General features: G+C 70.1%; 21 protein-coding genes, 1 tRNA gene, 1 other RNA gene and 1 pseudogene. 9 read left to right on the top strand and 15 right to left on the bottom strand.

The window, feature by feature from the left end; all coding sequences use genetic code 11:
* Positions 1-357: 357 nt before the first annotated feature.
* Positions 358-833: RNase P RNA component class A (gene rnpB / locus ASD25_RS07210), an RNA gene on the bottom strand.
* A 10-nt stretch (positions 834-843) separates the two neighbouring features.
* On the opposite strand from rnpB, the gene ASD25_RS07060 reads away from it, so the two are divergent.
* A complete protein-coding gene (locus ASD25_RS07060; RefSeq protein WP_055831578.1) occupies positions 844-1038 on the top strand; it encodes a hypothetical protein in 195 nt (64 codons plus the stop codon).
* Between the two features lies 1 nt (position 1039).
* Here ASD25_RS07060 and ASD25_RS07055 read toward each other — a convergent pair whose 3' ends face one another.
* From ASD25_RS07055 to sppA, 3 genes are all read right to left on the bottom strand, one after another.
* A complete protein-coding gene (locus ASD25_RS07055; RefSeq protein WP_055831579.1) occupies positions 1040-1843 on the bottom strand; it encodes an N-acetylmuramoyl-L-alanine amidase in 804 nt (267 codons plus the stop codon).
* Positions 1844-2132: 289 nt separating this feature from the next.
* Positions 2133-2462, bottom strand: coding sequence for a hypothetical protein (locus ASD25_RS07045; RefSeq protein ID WP_055831580.1), 330 nt, complete (start codon positions 2460-2462; stop codon positions 2133-2135).
* A 106-nt stretch (positions 2463-2568) separates the two neighbouring features.
* A complete protein-coding gene (gene sppA / locus ASD25_RS07040; RefSeq protein WP_055831581.1) occupies positions 2569-4344 on the bottom strand; it encodes a signal peptide peptidase SppA in 1776 nt (591 codons plus the stop codon).
* A gap of 222 nt (positions 4345-4566) precedes the next feature.
* Between sppA and panD the strand changes: the two genes are divergently transcribed.
* Together panD and ASD25_RS07030 are read left to right on the top strand one after the other, a co-directional pair.
* Positions 4567-4923 (top strand): aspartate 1-decarboxylase, encoded by a 357-nt coding sequence (panD, locus tag ASD25_RS07035; protein WP_055831582.1) that lies wholly within the window; start codon positions 4567-4569, stop codon positions 4921-4923.
* 50 nt (positions 4924-4973) lie between these two features.
* Complete coding sequence (locus ASD25_RS07030; protein ID WP_055831583.1) at positions 4974-5246, top strand: hypothetical protein; 273 nt, start codon at positions 4974-4976, stop codon at positions 5244-5246.
* Between the two features lie 49 nt (positions 5247-5295).
* On the opposite strand, the gene ASD25_RS07025 is transcribed toward ASD25_RS07030, so the two are convergent.
* Positions 5296-6099, bottom strand: coding sequence for an SIMPL domain-containing protein (locus ASD25_RS07025; RefSeq protein WP_055831584.1), 804 nt, complete (start codon positions 6097-6099; stop codon positions 5296-5298).
* Positions 6100-6302: 203 nt separating this feature from the next.
* Here ASD25_RS07025 and ASD25_RS07020 point away from each other — a divergent pair.
* A tRNA-Ile gene (locus tag ASD25_RS07020) sits at positions 6303-6375 on the top strand.
* Here ASD25_RS07020 and ASD25_RS07015 read toward each other — a convergent pair.
* Positions 6373-7869: a hypothetical protein gene (locus tag ASD25_RS07015; RefSeq protein ID WP_055831615.1), complete on the bottom strand. Its 1497-nt coding sequence runs from the start codon at positions 7867-7869 to the stop codon at positions 6373-6375. The genes ASD25_RS07020 and ASD25_RS07015 overlap by 3 nt on opposite strands.
* Positions 7870-7884: 15 nt before the next feature.
* Positions 7885-9366 carry a tetratricopeptide repeat protein gene (locus ASD25_RS07010; protein WP_055831585.1) on the bottom strand — a complete coding sequence of 494 codons (1482 nt, stop codon included), beginning with the start codon at positions 9364-9366 and terminating at the stop codon, positions 7885-7887.
* 268 nt (positions 9367-9634) lie between these two features.
* Between ASD25_RS07010 and ASD25_RS07005 the strand changes: the two genes are divergently transcribed.
* The 5 genes from ASD25_RS07005 to ASD25_RS06985 all read left to right on the top strand — a co-directional run bounded on the left by ASD25_RS07005 (position 9635) and on the right by ASD25_RS06985 (position 13377).
* Positions 9635-10126, top strand: a complete 492-nt coding sequence (locus ASD25_RS07005; protein WP_055831586.1) for a GAF domain-containing protein — start codon at positions 9635-9637, stop codon at positions 10124-10126.
* Positions 10127-10212: 86 nt separating this feature from the next.
* Complete coding sequence (locus tag ASD25_RS07000) at positions 10213-10890, top strand: SDR family NAD(P)-dependent oxidoreductase (protein ID WP_055831616.1); 678 nt, start codon at positions 10213-10215, stop codon at positions 10888-10890.
* Positions 10890-11747 carry a CoA ester lyase gene (locus ASD25_RS06995; protein ID WP_055831587.1) on the top strand — a complete coding sequence of 286 codons (858 nt, stop codon included), beginning with the start codon at positions 10890-10892 and terminating at the stop codon, positions 11745-11747. Before ASD25_RS07000 ends, ASD25_RS06995 begins: the two co-directional genes overlap by 1 nt.
* Positions 11748-11824: 77 nt before the next feature.
* Positions 11825-12946 (top strand): beta-ketoacyl-ACP synthase III, encoded by a 1122-nt coding sequence (locus ASD25_RS06990; RefSeq protein WP_055831588.1) that lies wholly within the window; start codon positions 11825-11827, stop codon positions 12944-12946.
* Positions 12943-13377: a hypothetical protein gene (locus ASD25_RS06985; RefSeq protein ID WP_055831589.1), complete on the top strand. Its 435-nt coding sequence runs from the start codon at positions 12943-12945 to the stop codon at positions 13375-13377. Before ASD25_RS06990 ends, ASD25_RS06985 begins: the two co-directional genes overlap by 4 nt.
* Here ASD25_RS06985 and ASD25_RS06980 read toward each other — a convergent pair.
* From ASD25_RS06980 to ASD25_RS06945, 8 genes and pseudogenes are all read right to left on the bottom strand, one after another.
* Positions 13361-14560 (bottom strand): M48 family metallopeptidase, encoded by a 1200-nt coding sequence (locus ASD25_RS06980; protein WP_055831590.1) that lies wholly within the window; start codon positions 14558-14560, stop codon positions 13361-13363. The two genes, ASD25_RS06985 and ASD25_RS06980, sit on opposite strands and share 17 nt — an antisense overlap.
* A gap of 65 nt (positions 14561-14625) precedes the next feature.
* Complete coding sequence (locus tag ASD25_RS06975; RefSeq protein ID WP_055831591.1) at positions 14626-16266, bottom strand: SDR family oxidoreductase; 1641 nt, start codon at positions 16264-16266, stop codon at positions 14626-14628.
* Positions 16263-16691, bottom strand: coding sequence for a thiol-disulfide oxidoreductase DCC family protein (locus ASD25_RS06970; RefSeq protein WP_055831592.1), 429 nt, complete (start codon positions 16689-16691; stop codon positions 16263-16265). Before ASD25_RS06970 ends, ASD25_RS06975 begins: the two co-directional genes overlap by 4 nt.
* A gap of 42 nt (positions 16692-16733) precedes the next feature.
* Positions 16734-17123, bottom strand: a complete 390-nt coding sequence (locus ASD25_RS06965; RefSeq protein WP_235561803.1) for a RidA family protein — start codon at positions 17121-17123, stop codon at positions 16734-16736.
* Between the two features lie 13 nt (positions 17124-17136).
* Complete coding sequence (locus tag ASD25_RS06960) at positions 17137-18759, bottom strand: M28 family peptidase (protein ID WP_055831593.1); 1623 nt, start codon at positions 18757-18759, stop codon at positions 17137-17139.
* A 220-nt stretch (positions 18760-18979) separates the two neighbouring features.
* Positions 18980-20647, bottom strand: coding sequence for a M28 family metallopeptidase (locus tag ASD25_RS06955; protein ID WP_055831594.1), 1668 nt, complete (start codon positions 20645-20647; stop codon positions 18980-18982).
* Positions 20648-20816: 169 nt separating this feature from the next.
* On the bottom strand, positions 20817-21689 hold the full coding sequence (locus ASD25_RS06950; RefSeq protein WP_235561804.1) for a cytochrome c1: 873 nt from the start codon (positions 21687-21689) through the stop codon (positions 20817-20819).
* Between the two features lie 8 nt (positions 21690-21697).
* A pseudogene (locus ASD25_RS06945) lies at positions 21698-21901 on the bottom strand (cytochrome b/b6); the annotation flags it as partial.

The following is a 21901-nucleotide window of genomic DNA, read 5'->3' as shown; positions in this document are numbered from 1 at the left end:
CCTGCCCCAAACTCGGATCTCGCGATCCGCCCCTCTGTTCCCCTGAACACCCTCAGAGAGAATGGGATAGCATGGGATCAACTGGGCCTCAATGGGATTAGTTGACGGAGGTTAACCTCGAAGGTGGTTGAAAACGCTGTAACGACCAGAACATACATAGAACATCCAAAGTATAGACAGGCTGTGGACTGATGTTGCGCCGCAATACGGGCCAAGGCGTTAACCGCCGAACGGCGGTCGACTTCTCTATCCCCCTCGCGGATGGCGACGAGGCGCGCCGCTGTTCGCGCCGTGACGGAGGGGCGGCCTCAAGCAGCGAGCGACCGCGTCGCGAGCGATAGGCCCCAACAAGGAGAAAATGTCAGACGGCCTGTAAGCCGGGTTCTGTTCCCGCCGAAGCGGGCGACGATCATTCCTCTGGACCGCCCATTGCTGAACGGTTCTCGCGACCTACCCGGACGCCTCGGGCGATGAACCCTGCGGCCGAAACCGCGCGACGTCCCTATTCGGTCTTGCTCCAGGCGGGGCTTGCCATGCCGTCCCTGTTGCCAGGCACGCGGTGGGCTCTTACCCCACCCTTTCACCCTNCGCGCGACGTCCCTATTCGGTCTTGCTCCAGGCGGGGCTTGCCATGCCGTCCCTGTTGCCAGGCACGCGGTGGGCTCTTACCCCACCCTTTCACCCTTACCGGCCTCGCAAGGCCGGAGGTTTGCTTTCTGTGGCGCTATCCCTCGGGTCGCCCCGGGCGGGAGTTACCCGCCGCCTTTTCACCGTGGAGCCCGGACTTTCCTCGACGCGGGCATAACCCCCGCCGCGACCGCCCGGCCGTCTGACGGGGCTCAATTGCGCCGCCAGCGGATCGGGGTCAATGATCACGTCGTGATCGAAGAAAAGCGCGCGCTGATCTCGAACTGCCTCTTCGTTACGGCCGGCGCAGCTTTGGTGCTCGGGCTCGCGACCGGACTTCCGTTCTGGCCGGTTTTTCTGGTGGGCATGGTTCTCCAGATCGGCGCGATCTGGGTCAGGGCTAGCAGCTGAACTAGCTCAGCACGCCCGTCACGCTCTCCGCCGTGGCCAGCTGCAGCACGCCCATCAGCGTCGCCCGCGTCTCGCCGTCGGCGATGCCGTCCACCTTCGCCGGCCGCCAGTGGCGCTGGAAGGCTTCGACCGTCAGCCGGGTCGCCTCGTCATAGTCGCCGCCCGGCGGCAGGGCGTAGCCGAGCCGGTGCAGGCCGGCGCGCAGAACCACCACGCCCAGACCCTCGTCGCCCACGCCCAGCGGCGGGCCCAGCGCGGCCGTGCGTTCCGGCGCGGGCTCGAACCACAGGCCGTGGCCCACCGAGGCGAGCCGCTTCCACGGGAAGCGCTCGCCGGGATCCTGCTTCCGCTCGGGCGCGAGGTCGGAATGGCCGATGATGCGGGCGTCGGGGATGGTCCAGCGCGTGCGGATGTCGCTGATCAGGCTGATGACCGCGTCGATCTGCGTCTCGGGGAAGTCGCGATAGCCGAACTCATGGCCCGGATTGACGATCTCGACGCCGATGGAGGCGGCGTTGCAGTCGGTCTCGCCCTGCCACGCGCCGGCGCCGGCATGCCAGGCGCGGCGTTCCTCGTGGACGAGGCGCAGGATCGAGCCGTTTTCCTTGACCACATAGTGGGCCGAGACCCTGGCCTCGGGATCCTGCAGCCGGGCGATGGCCTCACGGGCCGTCTTCATCCCGGTATAGTGGAGCACCAGCATGTCGGGCGGGGCCCGGCGGGCGTCGAAATTGGGGGACGGCGCGTCCTTGACCGCCAGCACCGTCAGCGGTCCCGGCCTAGCGTCCGGGCCTCTCCCAGCCATAGGCGACCCAGGCGCCGTCGACCTTGCGGGCCTCGATGACGTCGTCGGCGCGGCGGGCGCGGACGGTGACCTTGCGGCGGGCGCCCATGGCCAGGCCGGCGAAGAAGACCAGCACAGCGGCGAACAGGGCGATCACGGCCACAGCGGCCGCGGTGAAGACGGCCAGCACGGCGCCCACGCGATGCGATCGGCACCGTCTCNATACCGGTGTAGTGCACCACCAGCATGTCGGGCGGGGCCCGGCGGTTGTCGAAATTCGGGGACGGCGCGTCCTTGACGACCAGCACCGTTAGCGGCCCGGCCTCTCCCAGCCGTAGGCGACCCAGGCGCCGTCGACCTTGCGGGCCTCGATGACGTCGTCGGCGCGGCGGGCGCGGACGGTGACCTTGCGGCGGGCGCCCATGGCCAGGCCGGCGAAGAAGACCAGCACGGCGGCGAACAGGGCGATCACGGCCACGGCGGCCGCGGTGAAGACGGCCAGCACCGCGCCCACGGCCATGGCGACAAGGGTGGCCACCAGACCGCCGAGCCACAGGATCGAGGCCAGCAGACCGTTGGCCGGACGGCGGGCTGCAGCGCCGGAACCGGGGCCGAAGATCAGACGGTCGGACTGGGTCATGACTTCACCTTCACAGACGCTGTGTACAACGCCGAACACCCAATGTCGGTCCGCGAGGGTGAACGGTCAATGACCGGCCCCTTCACAGGAGAGTGTTCCGCGCGCCCTACCAGGGCTGATCCGCCAGCACGGACGCGCCCGAGGCCCGGGCGCGGTCGGTCTGGATGCGGCGAACCGTCGCCTCCGCCGCCGGGTCGTTCATGACCCCGCCGATGCCGACCAGGACCTGCGCTGCCTCGCCCGAGACGCCGAACATCTCGGCCAGGGCCTCGAACGGCGATTCCGGCGTCGGATAGCGTTTGAAGCGCACGGACTCGTCCGCCGGAATGCGCGCCAGTTCGCGCGCCTTGGCGATCGCTTCCTCGAGGCCGCCCAGCTGGTCGACCAGACCCAGGGTCCGGGCCTGGGCGCCGGTCCAGACGCGGCCGCGGGCGATCTCGCGCACCCGGGCGGGCGGCAGGCGGCGGCCGGTCGCGACGCGGGTGATGAACTCTTCGTAGGTCCGGTCGATCTGGGCCGAGAAGGCGGCCCGTTGCGCCGGCGTGAAGTCCTGCGACGGCGAGAAGGCGTCGGCGTATTCGCCGCCGACCGACAGGTTGCGCATGTCCACGCCGAAGCGGCCCAGGGCGTCGGCCAGCACGAATTTGCCGCCGAACACGCCGATCGATCCGGTCAGGGTCGAGGGCTGGGCCACGATCCAGTTGGCTTCGGAGCTGATCCAGTAGCCGCCGGACGCGGCATAGTCGCCCATCGACACCACCACCGGCTTGCCCGCCGCCCTGGCCGCGCGCACGGCGGCGAGGATCTGCTCCGACGCCTCGGGCGAACCGCCGGGCGAGGAGACGCGGAAGACGATGGCCTTGACCGCCTTGTCCTCGATGGCGTCGTAGAGAGCCTCGGCCAGATCGTCCGACTGGATCGAGGAGCCGCCGCCGAACGGCTCGCCGCCGCCCGTGCCGGTGTTGATCGCGCCCTCGCCGCCGACGATGGCGATGGCGTTCCGGCCCGAGCCCGCCCGTTCGCCCTTCGCCGAGGCGTAGTCGGAGAATTCGATGATCTCGGCCCCGCGTCCGGCGCGGCGTCGGGCCTCGGCCTCGGCCTCCTCGACCTGTCCGATCTTGTCGATCAGCCGGCGCTGGCGCGCCTCGGCCGACGACCAGGGGCCCGCCTCGATGGCCGCCCGCAGCGCCTGCGGGGTCAGCTTCCGGTCCTGCGCCGCATTGGCGATGGCGGAAACATAGATCGACGTCATCCACGCCGTCATCGCCTCGCGGTGGGCCGGGGTGTAGTCGCTCTCGGTGAATTCGTTGACGGCGTTCTTGTATTCGTAGCGCTGCTCGAACTGGGGCGTGACGCCGTATTTGTCGAAGGCCCGGCCCAGGAATACGCCGTCGGACGAGAAGCCCGCCAGCTGGAAGCTGGCCGTGTTCTGCATCCACAGTTCCGACGCCGAGGCGCCGACCATATAGCTCGAGATGGCCGTGCCGACCGGCTGGAAACCCTGGCTGTGGGCGATGACGACCTTGCCCGAGCGGCGGAAGCGGCGAACCGCCTGACGGATTTCATCGGCCGCCGCGGGCGTGATCCCGCCCTCCGGCAGGCGGATCAGCAGCGCCTTGACCCGGTTGTCGGTCTCGGCCTGGGCCAGCACGTCCACGATCTGCAGCGTCGACAGGCCGCCGCCGAAGACGGCGAAGGGGTTGGTCGGCGTCTGGTCCGTGATCCCCTCACGCAGGTCCAGTTCCAGCACCGAGTTGGCGGGCGTCGGCTCCTTCGACGAGGCCGAACTGATCGCCACGGTGATCAGGATGAAGGGCACGACGATCAGGAACAGGAAAAGCCCGGCGAAGACGCCCAGCACGGTCAGGAAGAACTGCTTCATGGAAGGGGACGTGGTCCGGGGCGCGGGCCGGGTCCTGGCCGCGATCTGACCATAGGGCGGCGAACCTCGCCGTCAAATGAACGTCGCGTAACGGGCGAGCCGCGCCGCAGCATCGATGGTGCAGCGCAACGAGAACGATTGATGGCGGGGGTCCGACCCCTTATATGAGCGATCTGCGAGCGGGGGCCTATCGCCCCGCGTCACTTCCGGACCGCACTCCCCATGCTGGTCACCCTGATGAAGGCCAAGCTGCACCGCGCGACGGTGACCCAGGCCGACCTCGACTATGAAGGCTCGATCGCCATCGACGCCGACCTGCTGGACGCCGCAGGCATATTTCCGCACGAGCAGGTCGATGTGCTGAACATCACCAACGGGGCGCGCTTCACCACCTACGCCATCGAGGCGCCGCGCGGTTCGAAGGTCATCGGCGTCAACGGGGCCGCCGCCCGGCTGGTGCAGAAGCACGACAAGGTCATCATCGTCACCTACGGCCAGCTGCCGCAGGAAGAAGCGCGCCAGTGGTCGCCGACCGTGGTGCTGCTCGACGACCGCAACGAGATCAAGCGCGCGGCTTGACGGCGGCGCGCGCCGGGCCTTCCCTTCCCTGTCTACAGGGAGGACGGTCGATGGCGCGCACGATCCAGACACTGCAGTGGGCCCTGCTCGGGCTCTATGTCGTCGCCGGCGCCGGGGCCCTGATGCTGGCCACGCCCGCGGGCCTGCGCGCGCTGGGCCTCACGGACGGCATGGTGTCCTTCCTGCCGGCCACAATCCTCGGTCTGCCGTGGAGCCTGCCGCTGTTCGTCATGGACGACGGCCCGGTCACCGCGCTGGCGGTGCTGGGCATCTGCTACGGCCTGAACGTCGGCGTCGGCCTGATGCTGGTGCGTTCGCGGTAGCCTTGTCATCCCGGACGCCGCGAACCGGCGATCCGGGACGACAAGCGTCTTATCGCACCAGGTCGTAGACGCCGGTGATGTCGATCCGCACCGTCAACTGGCCGGCGGCGACGGGCGTCGAGCCCGAGTCCTGGGCCATTTCGGCGCGGGCGTATTGCAGCATCGGCTGCGGCTGGGGCGAATAGCCGCCGCCTTCCGACAGCGAACGGATGCCGCCCAACTGCACGCCCAGCGCCTGGGCGTACAGCGCCGCCTTGGCCTGCAGATTGCGCACCGCGATCTGACGGGCCTGGTTCTCGGCCGAGGTCGGATCCTTGAGACCGAACGAGATGCCGTCGATCTGGTTGACGCCCGCGGCGACCACGGCGTCGGCGGTCGTGCCGACGGCGTCGAGGTCGTTGATGATCACCGTCACCCGGTTGTTGGCCTGATAGCCGCGCAGCCGGGGCGGCTCATTCTGGACGTAGTCATATTGCGCCGACAGGTTCAGGCCCGAGGTCTGGACGTCGCGCGCCTCGATCCCGGCGCGGCGCAGGGCGGTCATGACCTCGTTCATCCGCGTCGCGTTCAGCCGCATGGCCTCGGCGGCGGTCGTGGCCTCGGTGACGACGCCGAAGCTGATCGTCGCCATGTCCGGGGCGGTCTTGACCTCGCCATAGGCCGACAGGTTCAGCGCCGGGCGGTCGGCGACGGCGTGGATGACCATCGGCGCGCCGCCCTCGGGCTGCGACTGGGCGCGGGCGGCGGGCGCGGCGAACAGGGCGGCGGCGGCCATGACCGCGCCGCTCATCAGCAGCAGGCGGTTGGACACGGCGGGCGTGGCGACGGCGGCGCGGGCGGCGGGACGGTTCATGGGGTCGGAGCTCCTGAAAGCGGAAAGGCCGTTCATCCGAAGGTGGGCGACGACCATGGCCGCACCTTGACCATTGGCCGCTGAATGAACGCCCGCGTACGGTGGCGGTTTCCGTTCATCGGCGTGAAATCGGCGACAGGTCGAGGGCGCGAGGGAGGCCGCTTGGCAAGCCGCCGCCCCGCCTGCTAGGCCAAGCCCACGGCGGGCGCGTAGCTCAATGGTTAGAGCCGACCGCTCATAACGGTCTGGTTGGGGGTTCGAGTCCCTCCGCGCCTACCGCCCCCAGATGCCCCCGCCCCGGCCCCAGCGGTCGTCGCCGCGATACCGGCTGTCGGGGATGTAGCGCCCGTCGCGGTCGTACCAGCCCTGGCCGTCGCGATAGTCGTCATAGCCGTCGGGCCGGTAGCCGTCGTCCTGGTAGGGCAGGCCCAGCAGGCCGTCCTCGTCGTCCCACCAGTCGCGCGGATACGAACTGTCCTCGCAGGTCCAGCCCTCGCCGGGCCGCCAGTAGGGCTCGTAGCGGCCGCGGTAGCGGTCGCGGAACTGGGGTCGGCAGGCGTATTGCGACCAGACCCGGTTGCCGCTGGCCTCCACCGTGGCGCGGGCCTCCCTGTAGATGACCTCGCGCACTCCGGCGAAGACGTTGTTGACGATCACCGCATGACCCGAGGCCGCGGCCACGCCGACGGTGGTGGCGCGAATGCGGCTGTCGGCGAGGCGCAACTCGCCATTGTAGAGCACCACCCCCTTGTCCGACCGGCCGATGCGGCTGTTGTGAATCTGGACCGAGGCCCCCTCGACGGCGACGCCCTCGACATAGCCGACGACGGCGGTGTTCTCGATCTCGACCCGGCCGTAGTCCCGGGCCGACCGCACCACCACCCCGATCGAGCGCGGACCGAAGGCGTTGGGCGCGCCCGTGCCCTTCAGCGTCGTCGAACCGATGCGCGAGGTCTGGCCCGCGCCGGGGATCAGCTCCAGCCCCGACTGGGCGCCCGTCACCACCATCTCCCAGGCGGTCAGCACCGCGCCGTCGGCGACGATCGCCGGGGCGATGGTCTGGGCGTCGATCACGGCGTTGCGGATGTCCAGCAGGCCGCCGTCCATGTAGATCGCCGCCTCGTCGCCGGCATGGCGGAAGCCGACGCGGTTCATGACGATCTCGGCGCCGTAGCCGACGATGCAGGCGGCGTCGCCGGCGTGGGGCGAGGCGAACATCATGTCGCGGATCTCGACCCGCACCCCCTGGGCCACCGTCATGCAAGGCAGGCCGTCGGGGGCGATCAGGGTCGGCGACGGATGGCGGTCCCAGTCGCGCGGATCGAAGCCGCTCTCGCCGATGATGGTCAACGGCTTGTCGATGTTCAGCCAGCCGACGCAGGCCCCGCCGCGGGCGCGGATCACCAGGGTCCCGCCGGGCCGCACGCGGCGCACAGCGTCCTCGACCGCCCCGCTGCCGGGATTGCCACCGCAGTCGACCAGCACGACCTCTTCCCCGCGCGGATATCCGCCCGGATAGCCGGGCCGCCAGTCGGGCCGGTGCCGGCCATAGTCATAGCGCCGGTGCGACGAGCCGCGGTTGCGGTAGGTGCGCGTCGGCGGATCCAGCAGGATGCCGAAATTGGGCCGGGTCTGGCTTTCGACCTTGGCGGCCACCTGGGCCCGCGCGGTCGGGGCGTCGGTGAGGACGAAGGCGCCGACGGCGGCGGCGATTGCGAACGCGCCCCCGATGACGCTGGCGATCCGGGCGAAGGGCGTGGGGCTGGTCATGGTGCTACGCCCTCCTTAGCGGCGCTGCTGCGAACGGGAGACCTGGGCCAGCACGGCCTGCAGGCGGCCGGCCGAGGGGCCGAAGCCCGAGAGGGCGGAATCGATGCGCAGGGCCACGGCCTGGGCCTTGTCCTGATCGGCCACTCCCGCGACGCCGAGCGCGAAATAGCTCGACATGGCGAACTTGGCCTCGGGGCTGCCCTGCCTGGCCGCCTCATCGAACCATCTGAAGGCGCGGGCGTAGTCGGGCGGCAGGCCGATGCCCTCGGCGTACATCACCGCCAGCACCAGCTGGGCCTCGGACGAGCCGTTGATGGCGGCCATCTGGATGGCCCGCACCCGCTCCAGATACGACAGCCGGCCCTCCATCGGGTGGCCCAGCATGGCCTCCAGCGTCTCGATCTGGCGTTTGGACAGGTCCTCGGGCCGCGCCGGGGCGGCGTCGGTGATGCCGAGGTAGCGCAGGGCCCGGCCGACGTGGACGAAGGGCAGTTCGCTCGCCATCCGGCCCAGCGCATATTCATAGGCGTCGCCGCGCGGACGGCTTTCGTCCGAGAAGGGCACGCCCGATCGCGGCGCGGTGTTGGGATAGAATTCGAAGGGCGGCGTCCACTGCCGCGCCTTGGTCTCGACCAGTCCCTGATACTGGCTGCGGCTGGGTGTCGAGCGCTCGAAATCCTTCAGCAGGACATAGGCCCCGACATCCCCGGTCTGCACCGCCAGATAGTTGTAGAGATAGGCGTCGACGTCGTTGCGCTGGAACAGGTTGGTGGCCGAGTAGTAGCCGCGCCGGTTGCGGTCCCCGGGGGCGCCGCTCCGGTTCCTGCCCCAGGCTTCGCGGGCCTCGCGGTTGTCCTCGGGCTCGCCGAAGGGGCCGTACAGGCCGTCGTGCAGCCGCGCCAGGGTGCGGTAGCCGTCGGCGTCCTGGGTCGACAGCACATAGATGACGCGGTCGCGGACGGCCTCCTGCTCCTCGCGCGTCATCTGGCCCAGCAGGCGGTCCAGCCGCTGATAGGCCGCATGGCGCTCCCACGCCCGGCAGTCGTCGTATTTCGACAGCGGCCGCCAGCCGCCGAAGCCGCCGCGGTCGACGCGGTTGATCGGGGCGTAGCCCTCGTCATTGGCCAGGGCGAGGGCGTACCAGGTCGCGCTCTCGATCGGGTCTTCGATATTCTTGTCCGTGGCCCTGACGGCGGCGTAGCGGGACCCCAGCTCCAGCTGGGCGAAGAAGTCGCCGCGGAAGGCCGCGCGGCGCAGGGCCCGCAGCCCCGTCTCCTGGGCGTTGAACTCGGAGCCGCTCAGGGACGCGGGACGCGGGCAGGCGTTGCCGGCTCCGCCGCCGGCCGGTTGCCAGAAGCGCACGCCGTCGCGGTCGCCGCACGAGACCATGCCGAGGGCGGTCAGGGCGAGCACGCCCGCCGCAGCCGCTATGGCGATCGGACCGCGTCGGTTGCCGGAGCGGGGCTGTTCGTCATGGTTCGATTGATCGTCGCGCATCCACCCCCCTTCGATCAAAGCCGACAGCCCCGGGGCCCCCACGCTCAAGCTTGCGCAAGCGGGACAGTCCCGTCCAGTTAACCATCTGTCAAGGTTAACGCCGGTTTGCGACAAAGCGTTGCCGCAGCACGGCCCTTTTGTGTCTGCGCCCGTACTTATCCCCACGAATCAGTCGCTTGCCGACTCGCCTGACAGGGGAAAAGCCGCCTCTCGCCAGCGCCGGCGGGCGTCCCTATATGCATCGGCCAGACCCGCCCGGAGCCTTTCCATGGCCTATGCCGCCCGCGACGACCGACCCGCCGACAAGGCCGCGCGCTATGCCGAGCTCGAGGACGAGATTCTGGCCGTCCTGGAGGGCGAGCCCAACCGCGTCGCGCGCATGGCCACCGTCGCCTCCATGCTGGCCGACGCCTTTCCCGTCTTCTTCTGGACCGGCTTCTACCTCGTTGATCCGGACAAGGCCGACGAACTGGTGGTCGGCCCCTATCAGGGCACGCTCGGCTGCCTGCGCATCGCCTTCGGCCGCGGCGTCTGCGGCACGGCGGCCCGCGACCGCGCGACGCAGATCGTCGACGACGTCCACGCCTTCCCCGGCCACATCGCCTGCGACAGCCGCTCGGCCAGCGAGATCGTCGTGCCGGTGTTCGACGCCACCGGGGCCCTGATCGCGGTCTTCGACGTCGACGCGACCGAGACGTCCGCTTTTGACGCAACGGACGCCTATGCTCTGGAACGGTTGATGGCGAAGGTCTTCGCCTGAGCCGATGAGACTCATGAAACTCATGAGACTGTTTTTTTCGTCCGGGGCAGGCGCCAGGAGCCGCTGGAATGACTTGGGAGATCGGCATGTCGGAACGGGTGATCGCGGTCACGGGCGGCCATGGCGTGCTGGGTCGCGCCGTCGTCGAGGCGGCGCTGGCTGACGGTCTGAAGGTGGCGATCATCGACCACGCCGGCGGCCGGAGTGCACCCGAAGGCGTGCTGGAGCTGGGCGGCGTCGACCTGACCGATCCCGCCTCGGCGACGAAGGCCATCGACGCCGTCGCCGCCCATTTCGGCCGGCTCGACGCCCTGCTGAACATCGCCGGCGGCTTCGTCTGGCAGACCACGGACGACGCCGATCCGGCCTGGGCGAAGATGTTCGCCCTCAACCTGACCACCGCCCTGAACGCCAGCCGCGCCGCCCTGCCCTACCTCAAGACCTCGCCCGAGGGCCGCATCGTCAACGTCGGGGCCAACGGCGCATTGAAGGCCGCGGCCGGCATGGGCGCCTACGCCGCCTCCAAGGCCGGGGTCCACCGCCTCACCGAGGCCCTGGCCGAAGAACTCAAGGACACGTCGGTGACGGTCAACGCCGTCCTGCCCTCGATCCTCGACACCGACCAGAACCGCAAGGACATGCCCGACGCCGACCCGGCCAGATGGGTCCAGCCGTCCGACCTCGCCCGAGTCATGCTCTTCCTCGCCTCGCCCGACAGCCGCGCCGTCACCGGCGCCCTGTTGCCGGTCACGGGGCGGGTCTGATGTTCCTCACCCGCTCGGTCCTCTACCTGCCCGCCAGCAATCCGCGCGCCATCGAAAAGGCCCGCGGCCTGAACGCCGACGCGGTGATTCTCGACCTCGAGGACGCCGTCGCCCCCGACGCCAAGGCCGAAGCGCGGCGGGCCGCCGTCGAGGCCCTGACCGCCGGCGGCTTCAGAGGTCGCATCGGGGTGCGGGTCAACGGCCTCGACACCCCCTGGGGCGCCGACGATCTGGCGGTCCTCGCCGGCCGCAAGCCCGACTTCGTGGTCGCGCCCAAGATCGAGAGCCCCGGGGCCGTCCATGAGGTCGCGGCCCGCCTGCCCGCCGACGTCGATCTGTGGATCATGGTCGAGACTCCGCTCTCGGTCCTGCGGCTCGACGCCATCGCCGGCGCCGGCGCTCCGCTGGCCGCCCTGATGCTGGGGATCAATGATTTCGGCGAGCGGATGAACCTCGTCCTCGGCCCCGAGCGCGAACCGCTGAAGCCGTGGCTGGCCGCCGTCGTCGCCGCCGCGCGCGGCCACGGCCTGCTGGCCATCGACGGCGTGGTCAATGCGACCGACGACGCCGACCGCCTCCGGACCGAATGCCTGCAGGGCCGCGCCTTCGGCTTCGACGGCAAGAGCCTGATCCACCCGGCCCAGATCGACGCCGCCAACGCCGCCTTCTCCCCCTCCCCCGAAGAGGTGGCCCGGGCCCGCGAGGTCGTCGCCGCCTTCGCCGCCGCCGACGCCCAGGGCCAGGGCGCCATCCGCGTCGGCTACCGCATGGTCGAGCGCCTGCACCTCGACGCCGCCCACCGCCTGCTGGCGCGTCACGAGGCGGCCTCGACGCGGTCCGGACTCACGCCTATCTAGTGCGTCCAGAAACAGAACTCAGCGAGGGCCCTCAAGCAGCGAGCGGCCGCGCCGCGAGCGATAGGGCCCCACGTCTCATGTCCCATGCCGTCATCGCCGCCACCGGCCTGTTCACCCCGGAACAGTCGATCTCGAACGCCGAGCTGGTCGCCGCCTACAATGCGTATGCGGAACAGTTCAACATCGACCACGCCGCCGAAATCCTCGAGGGCGACGTCGCCGAACTGACCCCGTCCTCGGTGGAATTCATCGAAAAGGCCTCGGGCATCAGGAGCCGCTTCGTCCTCGACAAGGCCGGCGTGCTCGACCCCGCCCGCATGGTCCCGAACATCCCCGAACGCCCCGACGACGAACTGTCGGTCATGGCTGAGATGGCCGTCGCCGCCGCCCGTGACGCCATCGTCGCCTGGGGCAAGCCGGTCTCGGAGATCGGCGCCGTCATCTGCGCCGCCTCCAACATGCCGCGCCCCTATCCGGCCCTGTCGATCGAGGTGCAGCAGGCGCTGGGCATCGACGGCTTCGCCTTCGACATGAACGTGGCCTGCAGCTCGGCCACCTTCGGCCTCAAGACCGCCGCCGACTTCATCGCCTCGGGCTCGGTCAAGGCCGTGCTGATGATCAACCCCGAGGTCTGTTCGGCCCACCTGAATTTCCGCGACCGCGACAGCCATTTCATCTTCGGCGACGTCGCCACCGCCGTCATCATCGAGTCCTCGGATCAGGCCGGGCCCGGCGGCTGGGACATCCTCGGCGCCCGGCTGAAGACGGTGTTCTCCAACAACATCCGCAACAATTTCGGCTTCCTCAACAACGCCGCCCCCGAAGGCATCGGCAAGCCCGACAAGCTGTTCATCCAGCAGGGCCGCAAGGTCTTCAAGGACGTGGTGCCGATGGTGTCGGAGATGATCGTCGACCACGCCGCCGAGCTGGGCGTCGACCCTGCGACCCTCAAGCGGATGTGGCTGCACCAGGCCAACATCAACATGAACCAGTTCATCGGCCGCAAGGTGCTGGGCCGCGAGCCGACGCCGGAGGAGAACGTCATCATCCTCGACGACTACGCCAACACCTCCTCGGCCGGTTCGATCATCGCCTTCCACCTGCGCCAGCAGGACATGGCCCCCGGCGACGTCGGCCTGATCTGCAGCTTCGGGGCCGGCTATTCGGCCGGGACCGTCTTCGTCCGGAAGCGGGCATGAGGGTCGACCGCAGCGATATCGGCGCCGTCGTCGACGCCATGTACGCCTGCATCTCCGGCCCCGCCGGGCCGCGCGACTGGGCGACCCAGCGCGAGATCTTCCACCCCGACAGCCGCCAGGCCCGCACCGGCCTCGACACCGCCGGCCGCCCGACCCTGATCGTCATGGGCCGCGAGGCATACCAGGCCAACGTCACGCCCTTCTTCGAGGCCAACGGCTTCTTCGAGGTCGAGATCAGCCGCCGCATCGACGTGTTCGGCAACATGGCCCACGTCTGGTCGATCTACGAAGCCCGCACCGCCCCCGACGACGTCGAGCCCGAGCGCCGCGGCATCAACTCCATCCAGCTGTGCCGCGGCCCCGACGGCCTGTGGTCGATCCTGCACATGATCTGGGACAACGAGCGCCCCGGCCTCACCGTGCCGGCGTAGGCGTCCCGCCCGACGGCGGATGCGCCGCCTTCCACTCCATGGCCTTGCGGATGCGGTTCTCCACCGAGGGGTGGTCGTAGAACAGGAATTCCTCGATCGCCGGGGGCGACGGCGCGCGATACTCCGCCGTCTTGATCAGCGCCCTGGACAGCCCGTCCGGCTCATTGGCGTGAACCATGGAGAAATGATCGGCGTCCGCCTCGATGGTCCGGATCAGGGTCGCCATCACCGGCGTCGCCAGCAGGCCGATCACCGCTCCGATCGCCGCCAGAACCGGCAGCCCGGCCGGATCGGAGATGTCGCCCACCCGGTTCGCGCCCAGCAACCGCTTCGCCATCGGGAACAGCCGGTCGATGAGCCAGAAGGCGACGGCGGTGAGGAGGATCAGCACGCCCGTGATCCACAGCGAATGCATGTGGACGTAATGCCCCATCTCGTGGCCCACCACGCCGCGCACCTCGGCGATGTCGGCGCCCTTGGCGAACATCACATCGCTCATCGCCACCCGCGCCGAGCCGAACAGGCCCGAGACATTGGCCGTGTAGCGATCCGACTGTTTCGAGCCGTCGTAGATGTAGATCTTGTCGTCGGGCGTGCCCGTGGCGTGGGCCAGCTCGACCACCGCGTCGCGGACCGGTCCGTCCGGCGCCGGCGTATAGGTGTTGAAGATCGGCTCGATCAGGATCGGCGAGACGATCAGCATGAAGACCACCGCCAGGGCCGTCAGCCCCGCGCCCCAGGCCCACCACAGCCGCCGCGCATGGCGGATGATGAAATACAGGCCGACGATCAGCAGCCCCGTGAACACCACCGAGATCGCCGTCCCGATCAGCGCCTCGGTCAGCCAGCCCGTCAGCGGCTGACTGGTCAGCCCGTACTGTGTCTCGCGCCACCAGCTTTCATAGATGGACCACGGCAGGGTCAGGATGAAGCTCATCAGCAGATACGTCACGCCGACCAGCAGCGAGACCAGCTTGGGCCGCTTGCGCCGCCGCTCCAGCCGGTTGCGGATGCCGCTCAGCACCCCGGTGCGGATGATGATCCAGGCCACGACGATCGAGACGATCGCGCCCCACAGCAGCAGCCAGTGACCGCCGCGCGTATAGGCCACCGCCCGTTCCAGATCGTCCGACGAAAGGGTCGCCAGCCAGCGCGCGGTCTCGGCCGCGGGATCGATGCTCATGACGGTGTCCTCCCTGACGACGGAAGATGACGCCGCATGGCGAAGCTTGTCAGCTTAAATCGCCGTCATGCGACCCGCATCAGCCAACCGCGATAGCGCACAAGCCGCCCGATCAGCGGCGCGGAAATCTCGACGTCGAAGACGAACCGCCCCTCCTCGTCGACTTCCTCGTGCGCCCGGGTCGCCGGGGCCAGGGCGCGCGGCAGGGGGATCGGCCCCAGCCGCCATCCCTCGACCCGGTAGACCAGCCGACCGCCTTCGGGGGTCAGCGTCAGGTCCATGCGCAGCGGCCCGAACCGCTCGCTCATCCGGCCGCCCGGCCGCGGATGCGACAGCACGCTGGCGAAGCCGTGGCCGCCGATCCGCCGCCGCCAGACGGAGCGTTCGCCGTCGGCCTCGATCGCCACCTCGGCCGCACAGGCCGCCTGCGCCTTCGGAAAGCCCACGATGCGGGCGGCCAGCGCGGCCAACGGTCCCGACGCCCCCTCGGTCGCCGCCTCTCCCCGCCACAGCGACCGCCCCGGCGCCTCATGCAGCGCGCGGATCGGCGCCGGCAGGGCGTCGAACGCCGGCCCGATGGCGCGCGCGTAGATCGCCCCTCGCTGGTCCACGGTCTCCGTCGCCAGCCCGTACGGCGCCATTTCGGCGACGATGTCCTCCAGCGACAGCACGCCGACGCAGGCCCGCGCGCCGGGCGCAACACGTCCCGCCGCGATCGCCTTGATCGCCGCCAGAGCGGGCAGGCCGGGCGTCGCCGGTCCCTCGCCCGGCTCGGCGACCAGCCGCCAGACCGTCCGCGCCGCCCGGCCCTGGCCGTCGACGCCATAGGCCTCGACCCGCATGGCTCCCCGGTCCGAGCCGAAGACCGACATCCATCCCGACATGGCGACCAGCGCCTTGGCCAGCGGAACCGGATCGAACCGGAAGCCGCGCACCAGCAGGCCGAGGGCCCACGCGCCAATGTGGGCGGGCCACGGCTCGAGCCCGGCGAGGAACCACGCCCGTTCGCCGGGCCGAAACCGCTCCGCCAGCAGATCGAGGTCCGGCGTCTCGCACAGCGACACCCGCCGCCGGCCCGCCGCGCCGAAGTCGCGCCGATGCAGGCCGCTCCAACCCGCCCGCGTCGTCCAGATTCCGCCCTCGAACACCCTCACCGGCCGCCCCAGCCAGGACAGGATCGCCCGCATCACCGACAGCCCGCGCGGCGCCCGCGCGCCCGGCGAGATCGCCGCCTCCACGGAGACGACCTCGCGCCACCCCTCCGTCAGCCGGTCCAGCACGGCGTTGGACAGCGCCGGCGTCGAACTGCAGCCGGTCAGGGCGACCACCCCCGCGGCCTCCGCCGCCGCGTCGAGCGCCGGAAACGCCGCCACGAAATCCCGCCCGTCGGCCAGGTCGACATAGGACATCCCCGCCGAAATCGCCGCCCGCGCGGTCCCCGGCTCGGCGCCCTGGAACGGTCCCGCCGCATCCGCGACGATCGCCGCGCCTGTAGCCGCCAGATCGCCCGCCGTCAGGGTGGCCGTGTCCATCACCGCCGCCTCGACCCACCCGTCGGGAAACGCCGCCCGCAGCCGCGCCGCCGCGCCCTCGGCCCGGGCGGGATCCCGGCCGGCGACCACCACCTCGAACCCGTTTCGCAGCAGGCCCTCGCACAGGCGCGAGCCGAACACCCCGCCCGCCCCGACCACCAGCACCCGCGTCATGCGACGAAGCGCGCCCGGTCTTCGGGCGACGGGACCATGCAGGTCTCGGTCCGGCCGAAGATGGCGTACCGGTTCCGCGCGATCAGATCATAGGCCGGGTCCCGCACCCACCGGGGTGCCGCCTTCAGACCCGCCAGCGCGCGCGTGCCCGACAGCTGGCCCAAGACAGTCAACGCCGCGTCCGACTTGAAGAAGATGCGCCCGCCCCAAACGACGGCGTTGGTCTGCGGCGCCTCCGGATCGATCCCGTACCGCGCCGCCAGCTTCCGCCCGGTTTCGGACTGGATGGCGACGAAACGGAAACGCCGCCCGGGGTCATGTGCGATCACGAACCGCACCCAGCGCGAGCAGAAGACGCACACGCCGTCGAACAGGATCAGGCCGTCGGCTTCATCCGGGGCGGGCTGCGGCGACCAGCGGTTCATGCGGGCACACTGCGGCGCTTGCCGGGGCCGCACAAGGCGGCGTTACGCCGCCGCCACCGCCTCGATCTCGACCAGCCAGGCCTCGTCGAAGATGCCCGTCACGATCACCGTCAGCGCCGTCTGCCGTCCGCCCAGCCGGCGGATGCGGACCTCGCGGTTCTCCAGCGCATGCGCCCGGTCCGACAGGAAGGTCGTGACCTTGACCAGGTTGTCCAGCGTCATGCCGGCGGCCTTCAGCTGGGTCTCGACATTGTCCCAGACCTGCTCGCACTGGCCCGTGAAGTCGGGCGCCAGCGAGCCGTCGGGCGCGACCGGAATCTGGCCGGACAGATACAGCCAGCGGGTCGCCCCGGAGACCTCCGCCGCCTGGGCGTAGGCGCCTTCCGCCGGCGGGGAGCCGTCTCCGGTCAGCGGGCGGATGATAGCGGCCACCGGCGTCTCCGTCCTATTGCCGCGCGGCGTCCGAGCGGGCGCGGACGACGGCGAATTCCGACGTCGGCTTCCAGCCCGGCCAGTCGCCGCTGTTCGCGAGGTCCAGGCCCAGATGATACAGCAGGGTCAGGTTCTCGACCGCCGAGGTCAGGTCCCAGTCCGCCGACCATTCGTCCGAGGCCTTGTGATAGTCGGCCGCGAATTTGGCGCGCCACGCGGCCTCGCCCGCCGCCCGGCCGCCGTCGACCCAGTCCCAGCCGTGCCACGGCATGATCGCCGGCACGCCCATGCGGGCGAACGGGAAGTGGTCGGAGCGGTAGTAGAACCCCTCCTCCGGCATGCCGTCGTCGGAGACATAGCGGCCCAGGGGTTCGGCCAGGGCCTGCAGCCGGTCTTCCAGCTCGTTCTGGCCCCGGCCGAAGATCGGCACGTCGCGGGTCGGACCCGAAAGCGGCAGCATGTCGATGTTGATGTCGGCGACCGTCGTCTCCAGCGGCCAGACCGGATTGGCCGCATAGCCATAGGCGCCCATCAGGCCCATCTCCTCGGCCGCCATGTGGGCGAAGACGATCGAACGCTTCGGCGCCGGCGCGGCCTTGATCTGACGCGCCATCTCCAGCACGCCGATGGTGCCCGAGGCGTTGTCCCAGGCTCCGTTCCAGATGTTGTCGCCGGTCACGGTCGGGTGTTGCTCCGCGCCGCCGACATGGTCCCAGTGGGCCGAGTAGATGATGGTTTCTTCGGGATGCTCGGTCCCCGGAATCCGGGCCAGCAGATTGTGGGTGACCAGGGTCTCGATGGTTTCGGCGACTTCGACCGACAGGGTGACGCCCGGCAGGGCCACGGCTTTGAACGAGCCGTCCGCGATGTTCGGCAGCTGGCTGATGTCCAGACCGGCGGCGGCGGCCCAGGCGGCGGCGGTGTCGTGCGGCATGGCGCCCGAGAACTCCAGATCGGCCGCGCCGGGCGTCAGGGTGCGGGTGCGAGCCGCGCCGCGCAGGGCGCCCTGCCACATCGGCGAAGCCGCGGGCTGGGCCACCAGGGTGATGATCCCGACCGCGCCGCGGCGGAAGGCCTCGTCGGCCTTGTAGGCGCCCGACTGGTAGTTGGTGGCGTATTCGCCGTTGAAGCGTTCTCCGTCCGGCTCGCCGCCGACCACGACGACGACCTTGCCGCGCACGTCGGCGTCGCCATAGTCGTCCCACTGGCGCTCGGGGGCATGGATGCCGTGGCCGACGAAGACCACGCCCGCGTCCCGGATCGAGGCGCGGCCGTCATTGGTCGCGGCGCGCACGACGATGTCGGTTCCCGGCGTCAGGGCATGAACCTGGCCGTCCGGCCCTGTCCAGCTGGCGGTCGCGCCGGCGACGGGGGTGTAGCGCTTCAGCTCGACGGGTTGCAGCCACTGGCCGTCGGGGCCGCCGGGCTGCATGCCCATGGCCTCGTACTGGGCCTGAAGCCAGGCCAGCACCATCCGCTCGCCCTCGGTGCCGGGATAGCGGCCCTGGTATTCGTCGGCGCTGATGGTGCGGATATTGTCGCTGATCCGGGCGGCCGAGAACTCCTGGGCCGAGGCCATGCCGGCGGCCAGAAGCACGGCGGCGACGGCGACGCCGCCCATCATCTTGCGAAACATTTGGCGGACTCCATCCCCGGACCTGATGGCGCGCACTCTAGGGAGCCGTCCGGACGGCGTCCCTTAAGTTTTCGTCATGTCGAGGGTCGCTTCTCCCTCCCCTTTCATGGGGAGGGATGTCGGCGCGAAGCGACGACAGGGTGGGGTATGGCTGGACTGTTCCTCACCCGGTCGCTGCGCGACCACCCTCCCCACTTCGGGGGAGGGAGAACCCGGCTTCCTACCGCCGCTGGTTCGCGCTCGGCGCGCGCGCCGGGCCGAATTCCGAGCCCGGCATCCATTCCGGCCAGTCGCGGCTGTTGGCCAGATCGCGGCCGATGTTGAAGATCAGCTCCAGATCCTCGACCTGGCCACGCAGGTCCCAGTCGGGCGACCATTCGTCGTCGGCCTGGTGATAGCGCTTGGCGCTGTATTCGGAGCGGGCGGCCTCGCGGGCGGCGATCGGTTCGTCACGGAAGGCGCCGCCGCCGTCGACATAGGCCATCGGCACCCCGCGCTTGGCCAGGGGGAAGTGGTCCGAACGGAAATAGCTGCCCGAGGCGGGGTTGCTGTCCGGCCTTGCGGTGCGGCCCTGACGCGTCGCCTCGGCGGTGACGCGGGCGTCCAGGTTTGACTGGCCCGAGCCGATGATGTCCACGTCGGCGACCCGACCGTAGACGTTCATGGCGTCGATGTTGAAGCCCGCCACCGTCGTGGCCAGCGGATACACCGGATTGGCGGCGTAGAATTCCGAGCCCAGCAGGCCGCTCTCTTCCGCGGTGAAGCTGATCATCACGATCGACCGCTCGGGACGCGGACCGGCGGCCCAGAGGCGCGCCAGCTCCAGCAGGCCCGAGGTGCCCGTCGCATTGTCCACGGCGCCGTTGAAGATGCGGTCGCCGTTGGCGTCCGGCTCGCCGACGCCGATGTGGTCCCAATGACCGGTGTACAGGATGGTCTCGTCCGGATGGGTCGTGCCCGGCAGACGGGCGATGACGTTGCGGGTGGTGACCCGGCTGGTCGCCACGTCGAACATGGCGCTGAAGGTCGCGCCGGCCAGCTCGACCGGGCGGAAATCACGGCCCCGGGCGGCGGTCTTGAGAGCCTCGAAATCCTGACCCGCGCGGCGGAACAGGTCGACGGCGACGTCGCGCTGCATCCAGGCTTCCATCGGCACGCGTTCGGCGGCGGCGTTGGCGCGGACGATGTCGAACTGCGGGCCCGACCAGCTGTTCTGCACCGTGGCCCAGCCGTAGGAGGCCGGGGCCGTCTCGTGCACGATGATGACGCCGGCGGCGCCCTGACGGGCCGCCTCCTCATACTTGTAGGTCCAGCGGCCGTAGTAGGTCATGGCCCGGCCGTTGAAGGTGTCCAGCGCCGGCTCCTCGAAGTCGGCGTCGTTGACCAGAACGACGATGACCTTGCCGCGCACGTCGACGCCCTTGAAGTCGTCCCAGTTCCGCTCGGGCGCCTTGATGCCGTAGCCGACGAAGACCAGCGGCTTGTCCATCAGCATGACGTGGTCGCCCGGCAGGCGGGTCGAGATGGTGATCTGCTGGCCCTGGGTCAGGGGAATGGTCTCGCCGCCGGCCTTCAGGTTGACGCCCTGGAAATTCGAGGCCGTGAAGCGGTTCAGCGCCACGTCCTGGGTCCACGATCCATTGGCGCCGCCGGGCTGGAAGCCGGCCGCCGCATACTGTTCGCTCAGATAACGGACGGTCATGTCCTCGGCCGGCGTGGCGATGCCGCGGCCCTGGTATTCGTCGCTGGCGAGGACGCGCACATGCTCGGACAGCCGGGCCGTGTCGAAGGTCGCGGCGGGCGGGGCGGCGGCGCCTCCCTCCATGGTCGCGCAGGCGGACAACAGGGCGCCGGCGGCGAGCACGGCGGCGGTCGGGAACAGACGCATGGACGGATACACCCTCGGTCGATGACAGGACGGGGCGGACCCTAGGGCGCCGTCCGAGGGCTGTCGATGCGGCCGCCCCCCGCCGGCGCCGGAGCGGGTCCTGGCGCATGAAAAACCCGCCGGAGCGCGAGGCTCCGGCGGGTCCTTCCGGTGTCGGTGTCGGCGGGCCCTAGTGGGCGACGCCCTTCCAGATCCGGCGGTAGCTCACATAGGTGATCCCGGCGAACAGGAAGAGGAAGATCATCACGCCCAGGCCGGTCTGCTTGCGCTGGACCTGTTTGGGATCCGAGGCCCAGGCGATGTAGGCGGACACGTCCCTGGCCATCTGGTCGACCGAGGCGGCGGTGCCGTCGTCATAGGTCACCTGACCGTCCATCAGCGGGTTCGGCATGGCGATGAAGCCGCCCGGCGGCACATGGGCGCCCTCGGGCATGAACGGCGTCAGGTCGCCGGCCATATAGGCGTTGTAGTACTGGCCCGGCCGGATCTGCAGCCCTGCCGGAACCGCCTCGTAGCCGGTCAGCAGCGAATAGATGTAGTTCGCCCCGCCGTGACGGGCCTTGGCCATCACCGACAGATCGGGCGGCGCCGCCCCGCCGTTCGCGGCGGCCGCGGCCGTGGCGTTCGGATAGGGGCTGGGGAAGCGGTCGGCGGCGGTGCCGTCGCGCATCACCGGCTCGCCGGTTTCCGTGTCGATGTCCGCGATCTGGACTTCCTTGGCCAGCGCCTTGACGAAGCGGTTCTCGGCCGGATTGGCCTGATGCGCGTCGAAGAAGGGCCCGCCCGGTTCGGCCAGGGTGCGGAAATGCATCAGGTTCATGCTGTGGCAGGAGGAGCAGACCTCGCGGTAGACCTTGTAGCCCCGCTGCAGCTGGCCCTGATGGAAGGCGCCGAACGGCCCGTCGAAGCTGAAGCCGCCGTCGCGCAGCTTATGGGCGGCGCCCGCGGCCTGCGCCGGTTGGGCGGCGAACGCCAGGCCGGCGGCGGCCGCGATCAGGACCAGGGTCTTCTTCATGGCGCGGATATTCGTCTGGAGGGTCATGGTCGCGTTCAGCCCTTCGTCTCGGGCGAGGCCGGGGCCGCCGCCGTCATGGCGTCGCCGCCCGACAGCACCGGTTCCGAGATCGTCGCCGGAATGGATTTCGGCGTCTCGCGCAGGCCGACCAGCGGCATGATGATCAGGAAGAAGGCGAAGTAGTAGAGCGTCGCCAGGCGGGTCAGCCACAGATAGCTGTTCAGGTCGCCGTCGATCAG

It is taken from the genome of Brevundimonas sp. Root1423, from assembly GCF_001426805.1.
Note: the sequence above shows the minus strand (reverse complement) of the source record. Positions and strands in the feature narration are given on the sequence as shown.